We start from the raw sequence: 21,757 nt of genomic DNA on the forward strand, positions 1-21,757 counted from the left end.
GCAGGGCTTCGCTGCGCGGCAACAAGTTCTCGGGGCGGGGTGTAACTCCCCACCGGCGGTAATCAAACGGCGTCGCCCGACGTCGTCTGTAGCCCGCGAGCGCCCGGCCTGCCAGTGTGCAGATCGGGGTCAGCAGACCTGGTGTGATTCCAGGGCCGACGGTCATAGTCCGGATGAAAGAGAACGGGATGTCCGGTGTCGCGCACCTGCTGCTGCTGTGGCAGTGCGCGCACGGCCGTGCATTCCCACGCCCTGTTTATTCATCGAACAGGAGTCCTGAACCATGTCGCAAACGCATCTGTCTGCCGTTCCTTCCCACCACGCGCAACGTATCGCCTTCGTCCAGGCCAGCTGGCACAAGGATATCGTCGACCAGTGCCGTATCGGTTTCACCGAAGAAATGGCCAAGCTGGGCTGGCCCGCGTCCAGCATCGATTTCTTCGAGCTGCCGGGCGCCTTCGAAATCCCCCTGCACGCCAAGGTGCTGGCCAAGACCGGCAAGTATGCCGGCGTCGTCGCCAGCGGCCTGGTGGTCGATGGCGGCATCTATCGCCATGACTTCGTGGCGCAATCGGTCATCTCGGCGCTCATGCAAGTGCAGCTGGAGACCGAAGTGCCGGTCTTCTCGGCCGTGCTGACGCCGCATCACTTCCATGCCCATAGCGAACATCACGACTACTTCCACGCGCATTTCCTGGTCAAGGGACGTGAGGCGGCACAGGCTTGCGCCAGCACCGTGGCCAAGCTGGCGGAGGTGCGCGCAGCTCGCAGCCTGAACGCGGCCTGAAGCAGGAGTGAGGCGGGCCGGGGCGAGGCTGGTGCCGACGGGTAATTTTCTTCACATTTTGATTAACATTGGTGAAGCATTTGCTTACAACCCTTACGGCTTTTGCCTAGAGTTGTCAGCTTGCTGGGCATATAGTCACGCTACGCATTGCAGAAATACGTCAGAACAACGAGGAGCTATCGTGAACAAGTCCATTCCCATGATTGCCGGCATGACCGTCTTCGCCGCCTGCGCCGGCCTGTGGGCAGCACCGGCCATGGCCGGGCATGTCTCCATCGGTGTGAACATCGGCGTGCCGGGTGCTTACGTGGCGCCCCCGCCCGTCTATGTGCAACCGGCCCCGATCTATGCGCCGCCGCCTCCGCCGCCGGTGTATGTGCGTCCGGCTCCGGTCTACTACGTCAATCCGGCCCCGGTGTACGTGGAGCGTGATTACTATTATCGCGGCCACCACCGCCACTGGCATCGTCCGCCGCCACCGCCGCCAGGCTATTACTGGGGACGTTGAACCGGTTGATGTTGTCTTGTCGGGATGAAAAAAATGGCGGCTGCGGCCGCCATTGTTGTATCTCAGTTCAGAGCTCTGAGGTCTATATGTCAGAGTTCTGACTTCTGAACTCTGCCTCTCCGCTTATTTCTTGGCCGGTGCCGTGTCATCATCGACATCGACCAGCAGGTAGCGCTCGGCGGCGCCGAAGAAGCGGTCATAGAAATCGGGCGAGCGTATGGTTTCGCTGGAGACGCGCACCATCGAATCATCGCTGGCGGCAAAGGGCATCGAGACCGAGCCCAGCACGCTCACGCCCAGGCTGGCCGAGCTGTTGCTCTTCTTGATGCCGTAGCCATCCTGGGTGGCACTGGCGAACATGGTCGAGCTCTTGCCATTGCCGTTGGAGGCGCAGACTACGTGGAAGGCGATTTCCATGTGCTTGTCGCTGGCCGGCTGGAAGCTCTTGTTGCCATCCAGGGTATTGTCGGTCGATTTGCTGATGACATAGCCCTGGCCCAGCAAGGCGCGCCGCGCCGCTTCGCAGACCGCTTTTTCGCTGCCGGGGAAGCTACGTGAGAAGGCGCTGGTATCGCTGAATTCTTCCTGGTGATAGAAAGCGGGTTTGCCGGTGGAGCAGGCGGACAGGCCCAGACAAACAGCGGCGGCGAGGTAGAACGGAACAGAAAAACGCGAGCGCGACATGCGGCGGATCTCCAGCGACAGAAAACGGTGGCGTGAATTGTAAAGGATTCACCCGCATCAGGGTTTGCACAGTTGGTAAAGATCGGTAACAGAAGCCTTACCATCTGCCAAGAGCGGAAGTGAAGAAGCTTGCAAGTCAGTCGAGGGAAGATAAAATCACTTGTGGAATTGCTTGACTGAAAGTATTGTTAGGCGCTTCTAGGGAGTGGTCTTCCATCGGGACGATCATGAATCTGCGCAGCAAGCTGAGCAAATTCGCATACGGCCTCGTTAACGATAATGGACAAAAATCAGAAAGCGGAATTGGAGCGTATCCAGAAGGAACTGGTTGACGCGCACAACCGGGCTGCGTGGCAGATGGCCGCGACGATCATCAAGGCTTCGCTGGTCAAGAACGGCATGGATCAGCCGCCCACTGCAGCCGAACTGGCTGATCTCAATGCCACCATCACCAATCTGCGTAGTGTGGCCGAGGATGCGCTGGAGTTGCTCAAGCGTTGAGTCTGGTCTTGCCTTTGTCTTTGTAGCACCGGGCGAGTGACCTGGTGACTGCTCACTCCCCCCGTTTCGAGTCCCACCTATTTGCTATCGACGGCTCCCGGCCTGCATTTCGTGCTCGGCCGCCAGGGCCAGGAAGGCCGAGCGCGACATGCGTCGTGCCTGTGCCACGGCATCGATGCGCGTCACCAGGCCCTGCGGCAGACTGACGTTGAGCCGTACCGCCTTGGCGTTGACGCGCGACAGATCGATTTCCACCAGCATCCAATAACCACCCTGGAAGTGTTCATCGTCGGCCCAGTCTTCAGGGGCGCTCGGGCTAGGGATGGGCTCGGCCTCCCCGTGAAAATGCGCCTCCACTGCTTCCTGCGCGGCTGCGGGCAGGAGTTGCAGTTCGTCCGCTCCGGCAAAGCAGCCGGGGAAATCGGGGAAGGTGGCGCCATAGGCACTGTGGGCGTCCTTGTGGACGTAGATGGCATAGAGCATGACTTATTTGGTACTACGTCAGTGCGCTTTATGCGAAATAGCTTGGTAGTGTTTGTAAAAATGCTACTTAAAGTCTGTGGTGAAAAGTAAAGCACGGCATTTCAATCCCCGGGGTTATATCACTCAAGGAACACTAGTGGAAGAACTGCTGGAGCATTTCAAAAGGGCTAAGAAAAAATATGATGCATATCAGGATCCGCGCGATGACATAAAGGCGATTGTCCTTGCATGTATTCGACATATGAGAACCGCTAGGAAGATGGAGTGGGGCGGTCCATTGGGCAAGAGATACACGATATTTTACGTCGGGAGGAATAAGTCTCGTCCATTTCTAACCAATCAAATAATCACTGAAGATGAGTTTTCATCCCTTTGGGATCAACTACTTCAATCTGCGAACCGAGAAGAGAAGTGCTTCACTCTGCCAGAGGAGCAGGTAACTAAAACGGTTTACAACGCCGTTGTGTCATTTTGCGTCTGTATCGATATTTGGAAACCAAAAAGTCGGAAAACACCGGGCACTTATTTTGAAGTAGTACTTGGAACACTGATTGGACTAATACTGCCCGACGCTACACGGCGAACAAAACACATTCCGCTCCCAACGGAAGTAGCTCAATCCGTTGCAGCGGTAAGCGATATCGCGCAGAGCCTGGAGGTGACAGAAGAAGAACTATCTTTGGATAATGAAATTGATGCTGTGCTTAGTGACGAAGGAGTAGGTGCGGAGGAAGAGGCGGAAGAGGGAAAACGGTCCGACATATCGCAAGTGGCGACAGATATTGTTTTTGATTTCGATGGAAAAGGGATCGTTATTCCAGCAAAAATCACTACCAGGGAGCGTATTGTCCAGCCTTTCGCACATCAACGAATATTAGATAGTGTGTTTGGCGCAGGGAGATATATCTCTTTGCTAATGTGCGTAAGCGAAACGCAAAGATCGGATAAGGATCGCAGAGTAAACGAAATATGTGTGCCAGGAACTATTGCACTTTTCCAAAGGCATTTAGCAAGAATCGGCGGTATCTATTACCTAGATCCGCCGGAGCGCTACATGACCCTTGGTAGGCGTGAGGTCGTTCCAGTCCAATCCCTTGGGGCGTTATTAACCTCTGGCTTGGCGGCGATCGTTACTCAACTAAATCGAGCTCCGTCTGTCTAGCCGTTGTGTGTATCTTCATATCAGGGCTTAGGTAACCGTCCGAGATGAGTAAAGCACGCAAAACCTCAATTCCAACCGCTTCTGCGAGAGGCGGTGGAACTACATTTCCAATTTGAGAGCGGACGTCTCCACGGTTTCCTTCAAAAACAAAGGAGTCGGGAAAACCCTGCATTCTTGCAGCTTCTCGCGGCGTAATTGGCCTATCTTGAGTCGGATGCCCATATCTGCCTCTGGTGAAGCTGTCGAAGCCACCCGTGATTGTTGGGCACTGACCGTCAAAACGTAGGCGACCATATACATCGGGCCAGCCACCAGAAGAAGGATCTACGCCTTGATGGCAAGGTAGTCTTAAATGCTCAGGGATATTGCGCCACCCCCCTCCTTGAGGAACGTGGCTGAAGCGCTCAATGTTGATTGCAGTTACTTTTGCTCGTTGATGATTTGCAAAAAGTGGGTGTACAGAATAGTCAAGTGGCGGCTCAGGTAAGTCGCTGAGGACTTCTCCAACGGTGCGCCACTTTGCTACTGTTCGAAGCGGTATTGAAAAGTCTCCCTCTTGATCTCGGCGTTCGCCTACTACGATGAATCGTTCTCGGGTTTGCGGCAACCCATAGTCAGCAGCATTGTAAAAATGGGGAACCAAATGATAGTTCGACAGGCGTTCCTGCATCTCAGCTAAATAGCGTTTGCCTCGAAGTTGACCAAATATGGCTACGTTCTCAAACAACAAAAACCTTGGTTTAATTTCTTCAACGAGGCGAATGTAATCCAGAACGAGGTCGTTCCGTTCATCGCCTAAATGTCCACCTCTGCGCTGTTTTGAAAATCCTTGGCAAGGTGGCCCACCAGCGAACAACGCGAGTTCACCGGGCTTTACTCCGGCAAGGTGCATTAGCTCTTTGCCTGTGACTTTTCTCGCATCCCCAACAAAACAATGGCCGGGGAGGTTTCTGTTGTGGGTGGCTACTGATGGAGCATCAACATCAAATGAGACTGCGACATCGAAACCTGCCCAGCTCAGCCCTAGACTCATTCCTCCTGGACCGCAAAAGGATTCAATAGCTTTGTAGCCAATGTTTTTCGCTGTTTCGGCAATCGTGTCGCGTGAATTATCCAGATATCCACATGACTGCATTCCCAAGCCGTCAAATCGTTTCAAAGATTACTCCCTATCTTTCCTATTACAGTTTTGCTTCTGCTAACAAGTACGACGCGCTGACGTGCAATGCTTTTGCAATTGCAACGATATTTCTCAGCGAAATATTTCTTTCACCTCGCTCAACTGATCCGATATAGGTTCTATGAAGGTCGGACTCAAACGCTAGTTGTTCTTGTGACATAGATCTTGCCGCCCGTTCTCGGCGGATAATTTCGCCTAAGGCTGATTCAGGATTTGAAAGGCTATTCATGCCCGGCAACTTATCCCGCAAGATGACTTTATATCGACAGACTATAAGTAGCAATCGCGTAGAGCAAACATAGTTGCCTTTCTCGACTTTTGGGTAACCTTACTTGGTAGTTTCCAGTGAGTGATAAGAAATGATACTGTAATTTTATCCAGTATAAAGGTGCGGATGTAATGGACTTATCCAAACCAAGCGGCTGGGCACATCAAGTAAAACCTGATCACTAGGCGATGTCCTAGTGGACATGTCGTAGACATATGCAGACGGGCACGTACCAAAAGTAGTCACAGTTTGATATCCCGCGGCTCTGTTATGCCCTTTGATTTTTGGGGGAGCATGGCATTTAGCGGCAGTACTACGGATCCGGTACTGCAGCCTGCCGGGGGCTTGGGGCGCATTCCAGCTGCAACCGGTGCGCCACCAAATAAGTGCAGAAGGTTAGGGTGTCCACTAAGCCACTGTTTTGCTGTCGCTGTGGTGCCTGAGGCCGGGGTCGAACCGGCACGCCCCCTTCCGGGTAAGCGGCGGATTTTAAGTCCGCTGTGTCTACCAATTTCACCACTCAGGCATGAGGGATGCCGGCGATGCCCGCCGGAAAAGGCAGGCATTATAGCAGCCACTGATGCGTCGTCAGTCGTTTTTTCCTGAGGAAAACATCGGATTTCTCTTGCCCGCCTTTTGCCTGCCCGCTCCAGCGGGTTTTCGCTCTTGTCAGAGCGCCATTTCCGGCCGACAAGCTCTCTTGAGATAGTAGAATGACGACTTCTTTCATCTGGAAAGCCGTGACCATGACTGAAGCCGTAGTCAAGACAGTGCAGTGCATCTCGCCCGCCGGGCTGCATACCATGGCCTACAAGGAGTGGGGCGATGCCCGCAATCCCAATGTGCTGGTGTGCGTGCATGGCGTCACGCGGGTCTCCGACGATTTCGACCGCATGGCGCGCGAGCTGTGCGATACCTATCGGGTGATCTGCCCGGACGTGGTCGGGCGCGGGCGCTCCGGGCGTCTGGCCAATCCGCAGTTCTACACCGTGCCGCAATACGTGGCCGATATGGTAACCCTGCTGGCGCGCGCCGATGCCGAGATCGTCGACTGGTTCGGTACCTCCATGGGCGGTCTGATCGGCATGGGGCTGGCCTCGCTGCCGGGCAATCCGATCCGGCGCCTGGTGTTGAACGATATCGGCCCTTCCATCAACGGTGCCGCGCTGGCGCGCATCGGTGAGTACATCGGCCAGGACGTGCGCTTCGATACCTTCGAGGAAGCGGCGCAGTACATTCGCACCATTTCCGCCAGCTTCGGTCATCACAGCGATGAGGAATGGCACAAGCTGGCCAAGGACGTGCTGCGCCAGAATGAAGAAGGCAAGTGGGTGCGCCATTACGACCTGGGCCTGGCCGTGCCGTTCAAGCTGACCACGCCGGAAGCGGCCAGTGCGGCCGAGCAGATGCTGTGGGCGGCCTACGATGCCATCCGCTGCCCGACGCTGCTGGTGCGCGGCGCCCAGTCCGACCTGCTGCTGCCGGAAGTGGCACAGGAAATGACCCGCCGCGGGCCCAAGGCCAAGCTGGTGGAGCTGCCTGACGTGGGTCATGCGCCCACTTTCATGCACGCGCCGCAGATCGAGGTGGCGCGCCAGTTCCTGTTGGGTTGAGCATTGCCTGTGCCCTGAATTCGAAGATTTTTGTCATCACCGGCGGGTTGTGTCGCCGGGTTTTACCTCGAAGGAAATGTCATGTCCGTACAACGTTTGCACGTCGGCAAGCGCCTCTCCGAAGTCGCTATCCATAACGGTACCGTCTACCTGGCCGGCCAGATCGCCGAAGACGCCACCCAGAATATCGAAGGCCAGACCCGCGAAGTGCTGGGTCATATCGACCGCTTGCTGGCCGAGGCCGGCAGCGACAAGACCAAGATCCTGTCGTGCCAGATCTTCCTGTCCGATGTGAAGGATTTTGCTGGCATGAATGCCGTCTGGGATGAGTGGGTGGCGCCCGGCAACGCGCCGCCGCGCGCCACCGTCGAAGCCAAGCTGGCCCGTCCTGAACTGCTGGTGGAAATCATCATCGTCGCGGCCCAGAAGTAAGTATTTATGGTTTCGGTAGCAAGTACCCAGGGCGAAGGCTTGGCGGCCATCACTGCCGGTCTCGGCCCTGACGATGCAGCACGGGTCGAGCAGGCACTGGCCGAACTCGAACCGCTGTATGCCGACAGGCAGATCCTGTCCGGGCAGAATGCGCTGCAATTCGCGGTCTCGGTGGCCACCGTTCTGACTGCCCTGAACGTGGATGCCGACACTCGCATCGCCGGGCTGGCCTTCGAGGTCCAAATGCTCTATCCCGAGCTGGACGAAAAGCTCGAAGAGCGCTTCGGCAAGGAGATCGCCGATCTGGTGGGCAATGTGCGCCAGTTGATGCGCTTTCACAGCCTCAGTTTCCAGCCGCAGAACCAGGAAGTGCTGCGCGGCAAGAACGCCGCCCAGCAGGCCGCCGCCCAGGTGGAAACCCTGCGCAAGATGCTGCTGGCCATGGCCACCGACATGCGCGCGGTGCTGGTGCGCCTGGCCTCGCGCGTGGCCACGCTGCGCTACTTCGCCGAGACCAAGCAGGAGAACGAGGCCAGCGCGCAATATGCGCGCCAGACCTTCGAGCTCTATGCACCACTGGCCAACCGGCTGGGGATCTGGCAACTGAAATGGGAGCTGGAAGATCTGTCGTTCCGCTTCCTGGAGCCGGTGACCTACAAGCGCATCGCCAAGATGCTGGAAGAAAAGCGCCTGGAACGCGAAGCCTTCGTGGCCAATGCGATTGCACGCCTGCGCGCCGAGATGGCGGCCCAGGAGATCCGCGCCGAGGTCAGCGGGCGACCCAAGCATATCTACAGCATCTGGAACAAGATGCGCGGCAAGTCCATCGATTTTTCCGAGCTCTATGATGTGCGCGCCTTCCGTGTCATCGTCGATGATGTGAAGACCTGTTACGCGGTGCTGGGCATCGTGCACAACATCTGGACGCCGATTCCAGAAGAGTTCGACGACTATATCTCGCGCCCCAAGCAGAACGGCTATCAGTCGCTGCACACGGTGGTGATGGCCGAGGATGGCCGGGCGCTGGAAGTGCAGATCCGTACGCACGAGATGCATCACTTCGCCGAATACGGCGTGGCGGCGCACTGGCGCTACAAGGAGAGCGGCGGCTCGAATTTCTCGGCGCAGAAATATGACGAAAAGATCGCCTGGCTGCGCCAGTTGCTGGCCTGGAAGAATGAAGTCACCGACGCCGTGGTGGACCAGGAAGAAGTGCGGCGCGACTGGGTACAAAAGCTCAAGTCGGCCACCCTGGACGAACGCATCTATGTGCTCACGCCCCAGGCGCGCGTAATCGAATTGCCCAGCGGCGCCACGCCCATCGACTTTGCCTATCACCTGCACAGCGATGTCGGTCACCGCTGCCGTGGCGCGCGTGTGGATGGGGTGATGGTGCCGTTGAATACCACGCTCAAGAATGGCCAGACGGTGGAGATCATCACCGCCAAGAGCGGCCCTGGGGTGGGGCCGTCGCGCGACTGGTTGAGCCCTGACTATGCAGCCAGTTCGCGTACCCGCTCCAAGATCCGCGCCTGGTTCAATGCCATCGAGCAGCAGGAAACCCTGTCGGTGGGGCGTGGCTTGCTGGAAAAGACCTTGCAGCGCGAGGGCAAGACCGCCGTCAACCTGGAAGAACTGGCGCAGAAGCTGGGCTTTGCCAAGGTGGATGATCTGTGCCTGTCGCTGGCCAAGGAAGAGTTCAGCCTGCGTCATGTCGAACAGGCCCTGCATGAAGGGCAGGAAAAGAAGCCCGAGATCGATGATGAAGCGCTGATCACCCGCAAGAGCCGGGCCTCCAGCATCGTGCAGGGTGCCAAGTCGGGCGTGCTGGTGGTTGGCACCGATGGCTTGCTGACGCAACTGGCGCGCTGCTGCAAGCCGGCGCCGCCGGATGTGATCGCCGGCTTCGTCACGCGCGGCAAGGGCGTTTCCATCCATCGCGTGAACTGCAAGAACTTCGCCGAGATGAGCTCGCACGCGCCCGAACGGGTGATTCAGACCACCTGGGGCGCACCGGCGCGCGATACCGTCTATCCGGTCGATATCTTCGTGCTGGCCAGCGATCGCCAGGGTTTGCTGCGCGATATCTCCGATATCTTCCTGCGCGACAAGATCAATGTGATCGGGGTGAGTACGCAAAGCGTGAAGGGTCATGCGCGCATGGCTTTCACCGCTGAGATCGGTTCGACCGAGCAGTTGCAGAAGGCCTTGACGGTGATCCGCGAAGTGAAGGGGGTGATCGAGGCCAAGCGGCAATAAGTGGCAATGCGTAGCAATAAGCGGGAGGGTAGGGGGCTGGTTTCTTGGTGAAATGCGGTAAATATTTTTACTTTTTCATCATTTTCATCATTTACCCCTTGGCAAATTTTGAAAAGCCTCCTATACTCTCGCTTCTTCGTTAGGCGCGTAGCTCAGCTGGTTAGAGCACTACCTTGACATGGTAGGGGTCGTTGGTTCGAGTCCAATCGTGCCTACCAATTCTTCCGGTTCCCGTGCGGGATGGTCGAGTTGGAGCGAAGTGATGAAAAGGAGGCGCGTTCTCGGCTTCCTTTTTTGTTTTAAGGTATCTGCATTCTTCAATAGGCGCGTAGCTCAGCTGGTTAGAGCACTACCTTGACATGGTAGGGGTCGTTGGTTCGAGTCCAATCGTGCCTACCAATTCTTCTGTTCCCTGGGTGGATAGGCGGGTTGGGTGAAGAAAGTGAAGAAAAATTCAAAAGGAAGCGCATTGGCGGCTTCCTTTTTTGTTTTTTGGCGCGATTCTTCCTTCCTCCTCTTTCCCTGTTGACGACCCCTGCGGCAGCCTTGCTGCGGCGGCTACTCCTTTGTTTTCGGTCAATGTTGGTCAGGAAAATAGAGTTTTAAGACAGCGCATGGGGCAAATGTTTCGCGAGGGCATCTCAAAATGCTTTACACTTGCGACGAATTTTTTGCGGGTACGCCCGTCCAACTTCCATTTCACGGTTGAGCGATTTTTCCTATGGCGGCAGATGATCAGTATTTCCTCGTGGTTGACGACTTTTCGACGATGCGTCGTATTGTCAGCGGCCTGCTCAAGGAACTCGAATACACCAAGATGGTGGAGGCCGATGACGGTTCTACGGCCATGAAGATCCTGGAGGCTGGTGCCGTGCCGATCTCCTTTGTGTTGACCGACTGGAATATGCCGGTCATGGATGGTCTGGCCCTGTTGAAGAAGATTCGCTCCACGCCCTCGCTGGCGCATCTGCCGGTGCTGATGATCACGGCCGAGGCCAAGAAGGAAAACATCGTCGTGGCCGCGCAAGCGGGCGCCGATGGTTATATCGTCAAGCCCTTCAATGCGGTCACCTTGAAAGAGAAGATCGAGAAGATCCTGGCGCGCCGCGCGAACATGGCCAAGGTGTGATGTTCAGGATTTGGTGGGACTTGTCGAACGGCATCTGCGGATGCCGTTCTCGTTTCTGCGCGCTTTGTGCGCGGAAGGGGAGGGGTCAGGGCAGGCCGAAGTAGCGCATCACATCGCCGCGCGTCCATGATTTGATTTCCAGGCCATTGAGCAGGACGCGGTACTCTTCGTGGCGTTGGCCGTCTTCCTGTTCCATGGTTCGGCTCTGTAGCGTGTATTCCCGGTTGTTGATGATGGTGTGATGCTCGGTGCAGCTTGTGTCGTTCGGCATGATGGCCTCCTCTGTTTTAGATGCTAGCACGCGCCAATTCGGCTGGTGCGCCAAGCTACAGGTAAAGACAGTTTTTTACCTGTTCCACTGATGAGAATTGCTGACTATCGTTGTGTGCTGGCAGCGGCTGCTGCCAGCCTGACAAGGCTTTGCAGTGCGTGTGGGTCGGGTGCCGGCGATTGCGCAAAGTTTGCTATAATGTCGGGCTACGGCGCGCATGTTTGGTCTGTTTTCATCAGGGCGGCGTTGCGCGAGCCACATCTATTCAATCCGTCCATCTGTAAGAGCGAGAAAGGCAAACCGGTTATGACACCGCGAACTACCACCGAGGTTTTCACGCGACGCTAGTCGGGTTCTTTTTCGTCCTTTGAAAAAGCGCGGCTGGTCCGCGTTTTTTTTTCGTCCTTCTTTTTTGATATACCCTCAACAGGCAAGGCAGCAAGGCTGCCGACATGGAGTGCAAAATGGTTTCAGTTCGTCTTCCCGATGGTTCGCAGCGCCAGTTCGATAACCCGGTCACGGTGGCGCAGGTCGCCGCCAACATCGGCACCGGCTTGGCCAAGGCGGCCCTGGCGGGTCGCGTCGATGGCAAGCTGGTCGATACTTCCTATCTGATCGACAAGGATGCGGACCTGGCCATCATTACCGACAAGGACGCCGATGGTCTGGAAGTGATCCGTCACTCCACCGCCCACTTGCTGGCTTATGCGGTCAAGGAGCTGTTCCCGGATGCTCAGGTCACCATCGGTCCGGTCATCGACAATGGCTTCTACTACGACTTTTCGTACAAGCGCCCCTTCACCCCGGAAGACCTGCAAGCCATCGAAAAGAAGATGGCCGAGCTGGCCAAGAAGGATGAGCCGGTCACCCGCAAGGTGCTGCCGCGCGACGAGGCCGTGGCTTACTTCAAGTCCATCGGCGAAGACTACAAGGCCGAGATCATTGCCTCCATTCCGCAGAACGAGGACGTCTCGCTCTACACCGAAGGCAGCTTCACCGACCTGTGCCGCGGCCCGCACGTGCCGTCCACCGGCAAGCTGAAGGTCTTCAAGCTGATGAAGCTGGCCGGCGCTTACTGGCGCGGCGACTCCAACAACGAGATGCTGCAGCGTGTCTACGGCACCGCCTGGGCCAAGAAGGAAGACCAGGAGGCTTACCTGCATATGCTGGAAGAGGCAGAAAAGCGCGACCACCGCAAGCTGGGCCGCGCGCTGGACCTGTTCCATTTCCAGGACGAGGCGCCGGGTCTGATCTTCTGGCATCCCAAGGGTTGGACCATCTGGCAACAGGTGGAGCAATACATGCGCCGTGTCTACCAGGATAATGGCTACCAGGAAGTGAAGGCGCCGCAGATTCTGGATCGTTCCCTGTGGGAAAAGACCGGTCACTGGGAAAACTATCGTGAAAACATGTTCACCACCGAGTCGGAAAATCGCGCCTATGCCTTGAAGCCGATGAACTGCCCGGGCCACATCCAGATCTTCAATTCCGGCCTGCACAGCTACCGCGACCTGCCGCTGCGCTACGGCGAATTCGGTCAGTGCCACCGCAACGAACCGTCGGGCGCGCTGCACGGCATGATGCGGGTGCGCGGCTTTACTCAGGATGATGGTCACATCTTCTGTACCGAAGACCAGATCCAGGAGGAAGTGGCGGCCTTCAACCGCGTGGTGCGTGAGGTCTATGACTGCTTCGGCTTCAAGGAAGTGGCGGTGAAGTTGGCTCTGCGTCCAGAAAAGCGCATCGGCGCCGAGGAAGTCTGGGACAAGGCCGAGAATGCCCTGCGTGAAGCCATCCGCGCCTCCGGTTCGGAGTGGGAAGAGTTGCCGGGTGAGGGCGCCTTCTATGGCCCCAAGATCGAATATCACCTCAAGGATTCCATCGGCCGCTCCTGGCAGTGCGGCACCATGCAGGTGGACTTCTCGATGCCGGCGCGCCTGGGGGCGGAGTATGTCACTGAAGACAACAACCGCAAGGTGCCCGTGATGTTGCACCGGGCTATCGTCGGTTCGCTGGAGCGCTTCATCGCCATCCTGATCGAAAACCACGCCGGTGCGATGCCCTTGTGGCTGGCGCCAACGCAAGTTGTCATCCTGAATATTTCCGATGCGCAGGCCGATTATGTGCAGAACGTTGCACAAACGCTGAAAAAACAAGGGTTTAGGGTCGAGACTGATTTGCGCAACGAGAAGATTACCTATAAAATACGGCAGCATTCCATTCAGAAGCCGCCCTATATCTTGGTTGTCGGCGATAAAGAACGGGATGCCAACACTGTGGCCGTGCGTGCGCGGGGCAATGTCGATTTGGGCGTCATGTCCATCGACACCTTGGTGGAACGCCTCAAGGATGAGGTGGCTGCCAAAGCCTGAGACGGGGAAGCCTAGGGCTTCCTCCCAGCGCAAGAGCACGGCTTAATTTATTGGATTTTAAAAGGAAACTGCAATAGCTACTGACAAGTCGCATCGCCTCAACCGCGAGATCACTGCGCCGGAAGTGCGCCTTTCGGGTGTCGACAACGAGCCTTTAGGTATCGTCAGCCTGGCTGAAGCCCTTCGTCTTTCCGAAGAGGCTGAAGTGGATCTGGTCGAAATTGCGCCTACCGCGCAACCTCCGGTCTGCCGCCTGATGGACTACGGCAAGTTCAAGTACCAGGAGCAGAAGAAGGCGCACGAGGCCAAGCTCAAGCAGAAGGTCATCCAGGTCAAGGAAGTCAAGTTCCGCCCGGGTACCGATGATGGCGATTACAACATCAAGCTGCGCAATCTCACCAAGTTCCTGGAAGAGGGTGACAAGACCAAGATCACGCTGCGTTTCCGCGGTCGTGAGATGGCTCACCAGGAAATCGGGATGCGCATGTTGGAGCGTCTGAAGGCTGACCTGGAACCGTATGGCCAGGTCGAGCAGTTTCCCAAGATGGAAGGTCGCCAGATGATCATGGTGCTGGCGCCGAAGAAAAAGAAGTAAATCGTTTAAACGGTTTATATGATTTGGATATCGTTTAAGCCGTGTTGAATGAGGTTCTGCAGTTAGCCGTATCAGGACGACATCTCCCCGGTGTCGTCCATGCCGCGCAAGCGATGCAAGTCGCGGCAGTCAAGGCCGACAAAGGATTTGTCGGGTGCAGGCCACTGCATCGGGCAAAAGCAGCGGGTTCTCCCGCTGTCAAATAAGTGAGAGCAGGCATCCAAGAGCAGCGAGTGTGCTGCCACCTGCAATCATCAAAAAATGGAGCTGTCCGAAAGGACAGAGTTGCTATGCCTAAGATGAAATCGAAGAGCAGCGCGAAGAAGCGTTTTCGCGTCCGCCCGGGCGGTACCGTCAAGCGCGGTCAAGCCTTCAAGCGTCACATCCTGACCAAGAAGACCACCAAGAACAAGCGTCAACTGCGCGGTACCGAGGGCGTCCATGAGACGAACCTCAATTCCGTTCGCGCAATGCTGCCGTTCGCTTAACCTCACCATACACTAAGGAGCTACTATGCCTAGAGTCAAACGTGGGGTAACAGCACGTGCCCGCCACAAGAAAGTCCTCGCACTCGCCAAGGGTTACCGCGGCCGTCGTAAAAACGTCTACCGTATCGCCAAGCAAGCAGTCATGCGCGCTGGTCAGTACGCGTACCGTGACCGTCGTAACAAGAAGCGCGTGTTCCGCGCACTGTGGATCGCCCGTATCAACGCCGCTGCGCGTTCGCATGGCGTGACCTACAGCGTGTTCATGAACGGCCTGAAGAAGGCTGCGATCGAACTGGATCGTAAGGTCCTGGCCGATATGGCTGTCACCGACAAGGCTGCTTTCGCTGCCATCGTCAACCAGGTGAAGGCCAACATCGCTGCCGCCTAAATCGACAGCGTGTTTGCGGTAGCCGGCCGCAACATCGGACGCAAGTCAGACCAGCAGCCGGCGCTGCAAAATCCTGCGGGGCAGAGGTGATACACCGATGCCCCGTATGTTTTTGATCCACGGGTTCGTGGATTTTTTATCCACGGTTTCGTGGATTTTTTCCTTTTCGACTTCGTCGTCGGATTTTCGATTGGAGCGAGATTTACCGCATGAATCCCCTAGACCAACTCCTGGGCCAACTGGTCACGCAGGCGCAGGCTGATTTCGCCGCCGCGCCCGACGCCGCCGCACTGGAAAACGCCAAGGCCAAGTACCTCGGCAAGACCGGTCAGATCACCGAGCAGATGAAGGGGCTGGGCAAGCTGGCGCCGGAAGAGCGCAAGGTACAGGGGGCGATCATCAACGTCGCCAAGGAACAGATCGAAACCGCGCTCACCGCCCGCCGCGATGCTTTGGCCAACGCCCAGATGCAGGCACGCCTGAATGCCGAAGCCATCGATGTCACCTTGCCGGGCCGCGGCCGTGGCGTGGGTGGTATCCACCCGGTGATGCGCTCGTGGCAGCGCGTTGAGGAAATCTTCCGCTCCATCGGTTTCGACGTCGCCGACGGTCCCGAGATCGAGACCGACTGGACCAATTTCACTGCATTGAACAGCCCCGAGAACCACCCGGCGCGTTCGATGCAGGATACCTTCTACATCGAAGGCAACGACACCCAGGGCAAGCCCCTGCTGCTGCGTACCCACACCAGCCCGATGCAGGTGCGCTACGCCCGCATGAACAAGCCGCCCATCAAGGTCATCGCCCCGGGCCGCACCTATCGCGTCGACAGTGATGCCACCCACTCGCCGATGTTCCACCAGGTCGAAGGTCTGTGGATCGCCGAGGACATCAGCTTCGCCGACCTGAAAGGCGTCTACCTCAACTTCGTCAAGGCCTTCTTCGAGACCGACGACCTGCAGGTGCGCTTCCGTCCTTCCTATTTCCCCTTCACCGAACCTTCGGCCGAGATCGATATCGCCTTCGGCAGCGGTCCGCTCAAGGGCCGCTGGCTGGAAGTCTCCGGTGCCGGCCAGGTGCATCCGACCGTGGTGCGCAATATGGGTCTGGATCCCGAGCAGTACATTGGCTTCGCGTTCGGCTCGGGCCTGGAGCGCCTGACCATGCTGCGTTACGGGATCAATGACCTGCGCTTGTTCTACGAAGGCGACCTGCGCTTCCTGAAGCAATTCAATTAATTCGATCACGCAGGGCGCCGCGCCGTCGCGGCGCGCCTCTGGCTCATAGCCGATAGCTGAAAGTCTGAATCATGCAATTCTCTGAAAAATGGCTGCGTACCATGGTCAACCCGACCATGACCTCGGATGAACTGTCGCACCTGCTGACCATGTCCGGCCTGGAAGTCGAGGAAGTCGAACCGGTGGCGCCTCCCTTCACCAATGTGGTGGTGGGCGAAGTGCTGGAAGTGACCAAGCACCCGGATGCGGACCGTTTGAACGTATGTCGCGTCAATGTTCATACCGGCACCATTCTCAACATCGTCTGCGGCGCACCCAATGTGCGTGCCGGCCTGAAGGTACCTTGCGCCATGGTGGGCGCGGTACTGCCGCCGGGGCCGGATGGCAAGCCCTTCGAAATCAAGGTTGGCAAGCTGCGCGGCGTGGAATCGCAGGGCATGTTGTGCTCGGCCCGTGAACTGAAGCTGTCGGAAGATCACGGTGGCCTGCTGGAGCTGCCCGACGATGCACCGGTGGGTCAGAATTTCCGCGACTACATGCTGTTGAACGATCTCAAGTTCACCATCAAGCTCACCCCCAACAAGGCTGACTGTCTGTCGGTGCTGGGCGTGGCGCGTGAAGTCTCGGCCCTGACCGGTGCGCCGCTGAAGGCGCCGGTGTATCAGGCTGCGACTGTCAACCTGGATGAAAAGCTGCCGGTGCGCATTTCCGCGCCCGACCTGTGCGGCCGTTTTGCCGGTCGTGTCATCCGTGGCCTCAACGCCAAGGCGGCTACGCCGCCATGGATGAAGCGCCGCCTGGAGCGCAGCGGCCAACGTTCGATCTCGGCGCTGGTGGATATCTCCAACTACGTGATGCTGGAGCTGGGCCGTCCCTCGCATGTGTTCGACCTGGACAAGATCCATGGCGGCCTGGACGTGCGCTGGGGCCGCAAGGGTGAATCCTTGAAGCTCCTCAACGGCAATACGGTGGAAGTCGATGAGTGGGTCGGTGTGATTTCTGACGACAAGGAAATCGAATCGCTGGCCGGCATCATGGGTGGCGATGCCACTGCGGTCTCGTTGGAGACCACCAACATCTACCTGGAAGCCGCCTTCTGGTTCCCGCAAGCGATCCAGGGCCGTGCACGCCGCTACAACTTCTCCACCGATGCCGCGCATCGTTTCGAGCGCGGCGTCGATTTCGCTACCGTGGTCGATCACATCGAACGCATCACCGCGCTGTTGCTGGAAATCTGTGGCACCGCCGAGACCCGCGTAGGCCCGGTTGATGACCAGATCGTCAACCTGCCCAAGCGCGAACCGGTCACGCTGCGCACTGCACGTGCGGCCAAGGTGATCGGTGTGGAGATCACCGATGAGATGGTGTCCGATATCTTCAAGCGTCTGGGCCTGTCGTTTGACTATGAGCCGGGCCTGTTCTCGGTCACGCCGCCGTCCTACCGTTTCGACATCGAGATCGAGGAAGACCTGATCGAGGAAGTCGCGCGCGTCTACGGCTTTGAAAACATCCCGGCCTTGCCACCAGTGGCGGCCAACGCCATGCGCATTGCCCCAGAGAATACCCGTTCCCTGTTTGCCATCCGCCGCCTGCTGGCCGACCAGGACTATCAGGAAGTGGTCAACTTCAGCTTCGTGGAAAGCGCTTGGGAAGCCGATTTCGGCGGCAACGTGGATCCCATCAAGTTGTTGAACCCGATCGCCAGCCAGATGAGCGTGATGCGTTCTTCGCTCATCGCCGGGCTGGTCGCCAACGCGCGCTACAACGTCAATCGCAAGGCTGCGCGCATTCGCGTCTTCGAAGTGGGGGCGGTGTTCCACAAGGATGCCGAGGTCGTCGATGGTCCGCTGTCCGTGGCCGGTTTCGCTCAGCCCAAGCGCGTGGCCGCACTGGCCTATGGTCCGGTGGCCGAGGAGCAGTGGGGGCAGGTCAGTCGCAATGTCGACTACTTCGATGTGAAGGCCGATCTGGAGGCGCTGTTCGCTCCGCGCACGCTGCGTTTCGTCAAGGCCGAACATCCGGCCCTGCATCCCGGCCGTACCGCTCAGGTGCTGCTGGGTGAGAAGGTGGTTGGCGTGATCGGCGAACTGCATCCCAAGTGGCAGCAAAAGTACGACCTGCCGCTGGCACCGGTAGTCTTCGAAGTGGATGCCGAAGCGCTGCAGCAACGCGACCTGCCTTCCTACACCGAGATCTCCAAGTTCCCGGCAGTCAGCCGTGACATCGCACTGGTGGTCAAGCACTCGGTCGGCGCCCAGCAAGTACTGGACGTGCTGGCTGCTGAGAAGCAGGCCAACCCGGACTGCGCCATCTTGCAAGCCCTTGTTTTATTTGATGAATATCAAGGGAAGGGGCTTGAGACAGACGAAAAAAGCCTTGCGTTCCGCTGCACCTTGCAAGATACTCAAAACACCCTTCAGGATGACAAGGTCGACCTTGCGGTGAATGCACTGGTGGCCGCTGCGAGCGTCAAGCTCGGTGCCAGATTGCGTGCCTGATGTGATGTCCGAGAGCGAAAATAATTACACACCGGAATCGATTGAGGCCCAGTCATTCATCGCCATGAACAACGTGAATTCGAACGAATTTCAATCCGTGCTGGACGCTGACCTGCATCGTGCCGTGCTCGAATCGCAGGCACGTTCGCAGGCTGACAAGAACCTGCCTACGCTGACCAAGGCCGAACTGGCCGAACTTTTGTTCGAGCAGGTTGGTCTGAACAAGCGCGAAGCCAAGGACATGGTGGAAACCTTCTTCGACGAGATCCGCAACGCGCTCGAACGTGGCGAGGCCGTCAAGCTGTCCGGCTTCGGTAATTTCCAGCTGCGCGACAAGCCGCAACGGCCTGGCCGCAATCCCAAGACAGGCGAGGAAATCCCGATCACCGCACGGCGCGTCGTGACTTTCCACGCCAGCCAGAAACTGAAGGAAATGGTGGAACTCTCCAGCGGCAGCCCCGTTGAAATGTCCGTCTAAGCTATGAATGATCGTGTCAACAAACCGGCGGCCATCGTGTTGCCGCCCATCCCGGCCAAGCGCTATTTCACCATCGGTGAGGTCAGCGAGCTGTGTGGGGTAAAGCCTCACGTGCTGCGCTACTGGGAACAGGAATTCACGCAGTTGAAGCCGGTCAAGCGTCGTGGTAACCGGCGCTACTACCAGCATCACGAAGTACTGCTGATTCGTCGCATTCGTGAACTGCTGTATGAACAGGGCTTCACTATCAGCGGTGCGCGCAACAAGCTCGATGGCACCAATGAGCCCGAGCAGCCGGAACAGCCGCAACGCCCCACGATCAGCCTGGATGAAGCAGCCATCGAGGTACTGCGTAGTGACTTGCTGTCCGTGCTGGCAACCCTCAAGCCGGGGGCAACTGCCTGAGTATCAGGTCGGGGGCGTGGACGGTAGCGTTACTGCCGCTTCAGCCGCCCGCCAGGTTCTGCATGATTTCCATGTTTGATCGCGCCGCACGCTGGTCATTGTCGACCGCCGTGCGGCGTGTTTGTTTGGACGGCCATCGCAGTGATCGTGACGATGGCAGGGGAGAATATCCGTGATCCGTTACCAATGGCGTCCAATGACGCCCGCTGACCTCGCCTGCGTGATGGATATCGCCGCTCAGGTTCACCTAGGCTACTTTGAAGCTGAAGAAGTTTTCGCTGAACGACTGCGTCTGTTCCCGCAGGGCTGCCGCATTGCCATCCGCGAGGACGATGGCGAGCAAGTCATCGGCTACGCCTTTATGCATCCTGCCCGCCATGGGGCTCCACCGGCCTTGAATCAGTTGCTGCACTGCCTCGAAACCCAGGCCGACTGTCTGCACCTGCATGACGTGGCGCTGCTGCCATCAGCGCGAGGCTCGGGATTGGGGCGCAGCCTGGTGGGTGAGTTGCGTCAGATCTGTCGCAGTGCCGACTTGCCCCGTGCAGCGCTGGTGGCGGTCCATGATTCGGGTGACTATTGGCGTGCTGCTGGCTTCGCGGATGATCCGCAGGCTTTGTGGTTGGGGCAGGGGGCTCTTGTGAGCTACGGTACAGATGCTCGTTACATGTCCATGATCGTCAAATAAGAGCTTGCTCTCGGATGGTGAGAAATTTGATTATTGTTAATGTGGCAAATTTCGCACACTTGCATTTTTTGCATTATTGTTATTGATTTAACAACATGTAAGCCCTTAGAATTGACAAAAATTTGTAAGGTTTTAGGCAGATTTACGCGGCGCCTGACCGCGACAATTCACCCTCAAGCCGGTGGGGAAACCGGATGCGGGAATCACATCATCGAATAGGGTTTTCATGTTGATTCGTTCAAAATCGGTACTGGCTACCTTTGCCGTGGCACCACTGTTGTCCCTAGGTTTGTTTGGCGTCGCGCACGCAGCCACCACTTCGCTCACGGACGCCCAGACACTGCAGCAGTTCAATCTGGTGGTGTTGGGTAACGCGACGTCTTATTCTCACGTCGATGGTCGCGCCTGGATCGGCGGCTCGCTGACCGGTGGCGATTACGTGGAGCACATGGGGGATACCCCGGCGTCCTACTATGCCGGTCTGACAGTCATGGGCAGCGCCAGCAACGTGCACGTCAATGGCCTGGGCTCCTATATCGGTGGTTCATTCACCAATTCCATCATCAACAATGGCTCCAGCTACGTCGCCGGCAGCGTTTCCAACAGCAACCTCAATGGTCCGGCCTACGTGGCGGGCAGCAGCTCTGGAAGCAACTTCAATGGTGGTCGTGCCTCCACGCCGACGGCACTGATGCAGACCAATCAGGATGCAGCCGGCTCCACCAATTTCGCCAGCACGCTGGGCAGCGTCTCCAATCGCTTGAAGCAAGCGGCGGCCAATAGCGCCGTCTCGGTCAGCGGTAACAGGGCCACCTTCAATGCCGTGGCCAATGCCAAGGGCGTGGCGGTTTTTAACTTGGACAACGCTACTAGCGCCGCGGTGTTTTCGGCAGGCGAGTTCAGTTTTGCCGCCAACGGTGCTAGCACCATCATCATCAATTCCAGCGTCAGTTCGGCCGTTATTGACGCCAACTTCCTGGGTGGGCAGGCACAGTCACTGGGCAAGTCCATTCTCTGGAACTTCTACAACGCCAACAGCCTGACCATCAACAGCCAGTTCGGCGGAAGCATCCTGGCTACCCATGCCAGCCTGACCAATAACCAGAACATCGAAGGCGGCGTGTTCGTCAACAGCCTCACTCAAAAGGGCGAGCTGCACCTGCAACCCTTCACCGGCAACCTGGCTGCCGTGGCGCCGGTTCCCGAGCCCGACGAATACGTGCTGATGCTGGCCGGGCTGGCGCTGGTGGTGGGCGTGGCGACCTTGCGCCGCCGCCGCATCGTGGTGCCGGGCTTCCTGGCTGCCTGATACGGTCAATCGTAGCGCCAG

24 protein-coding genes, 3 tRNA genes and 1 riboswitch are annotated in these 21,757 nt (G+C 57.6%); of the genes, 20 read left to right on the plus strand and 7 right to left on the minus strand.

Annotated features, from left to right (window positions below; translation table 11 throughout):
• Positions 1–21 precede the first annotated feature (21 nt).
• Positions 22–189, plus strand: a riboswitch (FMN riboswitch).
• A 94-nt stretch (positions 190–283) separates the two neighbouring features.
• Positions 284–787, plus strand: coding sequence for a 6,7-dimethyl-8-ribityllumazine synthase (locus RC54_RS09620; protein WP_061788790.1), 504 nt, complete (start codon positions 284–286; stop codon positions 785–787).
• Positions 788–968: 181 nt separating this feature from the next.
• Complete coding sequence (locus RC54_RS09625) at positions 969–1,295, plus strand: hypothetical protein (protein WP_058895167.1); 327 nt, start codon at positions 969–971, stop codon at positions 1,293–1,295.
• 123 nt (positions 1,296–1,418) lie between these two features.
• Here the strand turns inward: RC54_RS09625 and RC54_RS09630 are convergent, their stop codons facing one another.
• The gene (locus tag RC54_RS09630; RefSeq protein ID WP_017450866.1) at positions 1,419–1,979 is read right to left on the minus strand and encodes a DUF2242 domain-containing protein; all 561 of its coding nucleotides are present in this window, start codon (positions 1,977–1,979) and stop codon (positions 1,419–1,421) included.
• A 303-nt stretch (positions 1,980–2,282) separates the two neighbouring features.
• Here RC54_RS09630 and RC54_RS09635 point away from each other — a divergent pair, with 303 nt between their 5' ends.
• On the plus strand, positions 2,283–2,480 hold the full coding sequence (locus RC54_RS09635) for a hypothetical protein (RefSeq protein ID WP_231739056.1): 198 nt from the start codon (positions 2,283–2,285) through the stop codon (positions 2,478–2,480).
• 84 nt (positions 2,481–2,564) lie between these two features.
• Here the strand turns inward: RC54_RS09635 and RC54_RS09640 are convergent, their stop codons facing one another.
• A complete protein-coding gene (locus RC54_RS09640) occupies positions 2,565–2,963 on the minus strand; it encodes a type II toxin-antitoxin system HicB family antitoxin (protein WP_061788791.1) in 399 nt (132 codons plus the stop codon).
• A gap of 136 nt (positions 2,964–3,099) precedes the next feature.
• Between RC54_RS09640 and RC54_RS25090 the strand changes: the two genes are divergently transcribed.
• Complete coding sequence (locus tag RC54_RS25090) at positions 3,100–4,125, plus strand: hypothetical protein (RefSeq protein ID WP_156481262.1); 1,026 nt, start codon at positions 3,100–3,102, stop codon at positions 4,123–4,125.
• Here the strand turns inward: RC54_RS25090 and RC54_RS09645 are convergent.
• From RC54_RS09645 to RC54_RS25095, 4 genes are all read right to left on the minus strand, one after another.
• Complete coding sequence (locus RC54_RS09645; RefSeq protein ID WP_208652673.1) at positions 4,094–5,284, minus strand: DNA cytosine methyltransferase; 1,191 nt, start codon at positions 5,282–5,284, stop codon at positions 4,094–4,096. The two genes, RC54_RS25090 and RC54_RS09645, sit on opposite strands and share 32 nt — an antisense overlap.
• A gap of 22 nt (positions 5,285–5,306) precedes the next feature.
• Positions 5,307–5,534, minus strand: coding sequence for a helix-turn-helix domain-containing protein (locus RC54_RS09650; RefSeq protein WP_082803064.1), 228 nt, complete (start codon positions 5,532–5,534; stop codon positions 5,307–5,309).
• Positions 5,535–6,006: 472 nt separating this feature from the next.
• Positions 6,007–6,099: transfer RNA gene (locus tag RC54_RS09655), tRNA-Leu, on the minus strand.
• A 39-nt stretch (positions 6,100–6,138) separates the two neighbouring features.
• Positions 6,139–6,303, minus strand: coding sequence for a hypothetical protein (locus tag RC54_RS25095; protein WP_156425821.1), 165 nt, complete (start codon positions 6,301–6,303; stop codon positions 6,139–6,141).
• A 16-nt stretch (positions 6,304–6,319) separates the two neighbouring features.
• On the opposite strand from RC54_RS25095, the gene RC54_RS09660 reads away from it, so the two are divergent.
• The 6 genes from RC54_RS09660 to RC54_RS09685 all read left to right on the plus strand — a co-directional run bounded on the left by RC54_RS09660 (position 6,320) and on the right by RC54_RS09685 (position 11,006).
• Positions 6,320–7,186: an alpha/beta fold hydrolase gene (locus RC54_RS09660; protein WP_058897533.1), complete on the plus strand. Its 867-nt coding sequence runs from the start codon at positions 6,320–6,322 to the stop codon at positions 7,184–7,186.
• 81 nt (positions 7,187–7,267) lie between these two features.
• Positions 7,268–7,618 carry a RidA family protein gene (locus RC54_RS09665; protein ID WP_008328017.1) on the plus strand — a complete coding sequence of 117 codons (351 nt, stop codon included), beginning with the start codon at positions 7,268–7,270 and terminating at the stop codon, positions 7,616–7,618.
• 6 nt (positions 7,619–7,624) lie between these two features.
• Positions 7,625–9,877: a RelA/SpoT family protein gene (locus RC54_RS09670; protein ID WP_017450871.1), complete on the plus strand. Its 2,253-nt coding sequence runs from the start codon at positions 7,625–7,627 to the stop codon at positions 9,875–9,877.
• A gap of 141 nt (positions 9,878–10,018) precedes the next feature.
• Positions 10,019–10,095: transfer RNA gene (locus tag RC54_RS09675), tRNA-Val, on the plus strand.
• A gap of 104 nt (positions 10,096–10,199) precedes the next feature.
• Positions 10,200–10,276, plus strand: a tRNA-Val gene (locus tag RC54_RS09680).
• A 322-nt stretch (positions 10,277–10,598) separates the two neighbouring features.
• Entirely contained in the window at positions 10,599–11,006 is a 408-nt protein-coding gene (locus RC54_RS09685) for a response regulator (protein WP_058895170.1), read from the plus strand.
• 85 nt (positions 11,007–11,091) lie between these two features.
• On the opposite strand, the gene RC54_RS09690 is transcribed toward RC54_RS09685, so the two are convergent.
• Complete coding sequence (locus RC54_RS09690; protein WP_058895171.1) at positions 11,092–11,277, minus strand: hypothetical protein; 186 nt, start codon at positions 11,275–11,277, stop codon at positions 11,092–11,094.
• 464 nt (positions 11,278–11,741) lie between these two features.
• Here RC54_RS09690 and thrS point away from each other — a divergent pair, with 464 nt between their 5' ends.
• The 10 genes from thrS (at position 11,742) to RC54_RS09740 (ending at position 21,736) form a co-directional block, all read left to right on the plus strand.
• The gene (thrS, locus tag RC54_RS09695) at positions 11,742–13,649 is read left to right on the plus strand and encodes a threonine--tRNA ligase (RefSeq protein WP_058895172.1); all 1,908 of its coding nucleotides are present in this window, start codon (positions 11,742–11,744) and stop codon (positions 13,647–13,649) included.
• Positions 13,650–13,722: 73 nt separating this feature from the next.
• Positions 13,723–14,244, plus strand: a complete 522-nt coding sequence (gene infC / locus RC54_RS09700) for a translation initiation factor IF-3 (protein ID WP_081584533.1) — start codon at positions 13,723–13,725, stop codon at positions 14,242–14,244.
• A gap of 290 nt (positions 14,245–14,534) precedes the next feature.
• Positions 14,535–14,732 carry a 50S ribosomal protein L35 gene (rpmI, locus tag RC54_RS09705; RefSeq protein ID WP_006712688.1) on the plus strand — a complete coding sequence of 66 codons (198 nt, stop codon included), beginning with the start codon at positions 14,535–14,537 and terminating at the stop codon, positions 14,730–14,732.
• 25 nt (positions 14,733–14,757) lie between these two features.
• Entirely contained in the window at positions 14,758–15,120 is a 363-nt protein-coding gene (gene rplT / locus RC54_RS09710; protein ID WP_006712690.1) for a 50S ribosomal protein L20, read from the plus strand.
• A 209-nt stretch (positions 15,121–15,329) separates the two neighbouring features.
• Positions 15,330–16,358 (plus strand): phenylalanine--tRNA ligase subunit alpha, encoded by a 1,029-nt coding sequence (gene pheS, locus RC54_RS09715; protein ID WP_034331543.1) that lies wholly within the window; start codon positions 15,330–15,332, stop codon positions 16,356–16,358.
• Positions 16,359–16,429: 71 nt separating this feature from the next.
• On the plus strand, positions 16,430–18,856 hold the full coding sequence (gene pheT / locus RC54_RS09720; protein WP_058895173.1) for a phenylalanine--tRNA ligase subunit beta: 2,427 nt from the start codon (positions 16,430–16,432) through the stop codon (positions 18,854–18,856).
• 64 nt (positions 18,857–18,920) lie between these two features.
• Positions 18,921–19,334, plus strand: coding sequence for an integration host factor subunit alpha (locus RC54_RS09725; protein ID WP_026051953.1), 414 nt, complete (start codon positions 18,921–18,923; stop codon positions 19,332–19,334).
• Between the two features lie 3 nt (positions 19,335–19,337).
• Positions 19,338–19,739, plus strand: a complete 402-nt coding sequence (locus RC54_RS09730; protein ID WP_058895174.1) for a MerR family transcriptional regulator — start codon at positions 19,338–19,340, stop codon at positions 19,737–19,739.
• A 172-nt stretch (positions 19,740–19,911) separates the two neighbouring features.
• A complete protein-coding gene (locus RC54_RS09735; protein WP_061788792.1) occupies positions 19,912–20,427 on the plus strand; it encodes a GNAT family N-acetyltransferase in 516 nt (171 codons plus the stop codon).
• Between the two features lie 226 nt (positions 20,428–20,653).
• Complete coding sequence (locus tag RC54_RS09740) at positions 20,654–21,736, plus strand: choice-of-anchor A family protein (protein WP_174526056.1); 1,083 nt, start codon at positions 20,654–20,656, stop codon at positions 21,734–21,736.
• Positions 21,737–21,757 lie beyond the last annotated feature (21 nt).

Source organism: Herbaspirillum rubrisubalbicans, assembly GCF_003719195.1.
Classification (GTDB): Bacteria; Pseudomonadota; Gammaproteobacteria; order Burkholderiales; family Burkholderiaceae_D; genus Herbaspirillum; species Herbaspirillum rubrisubalbicans.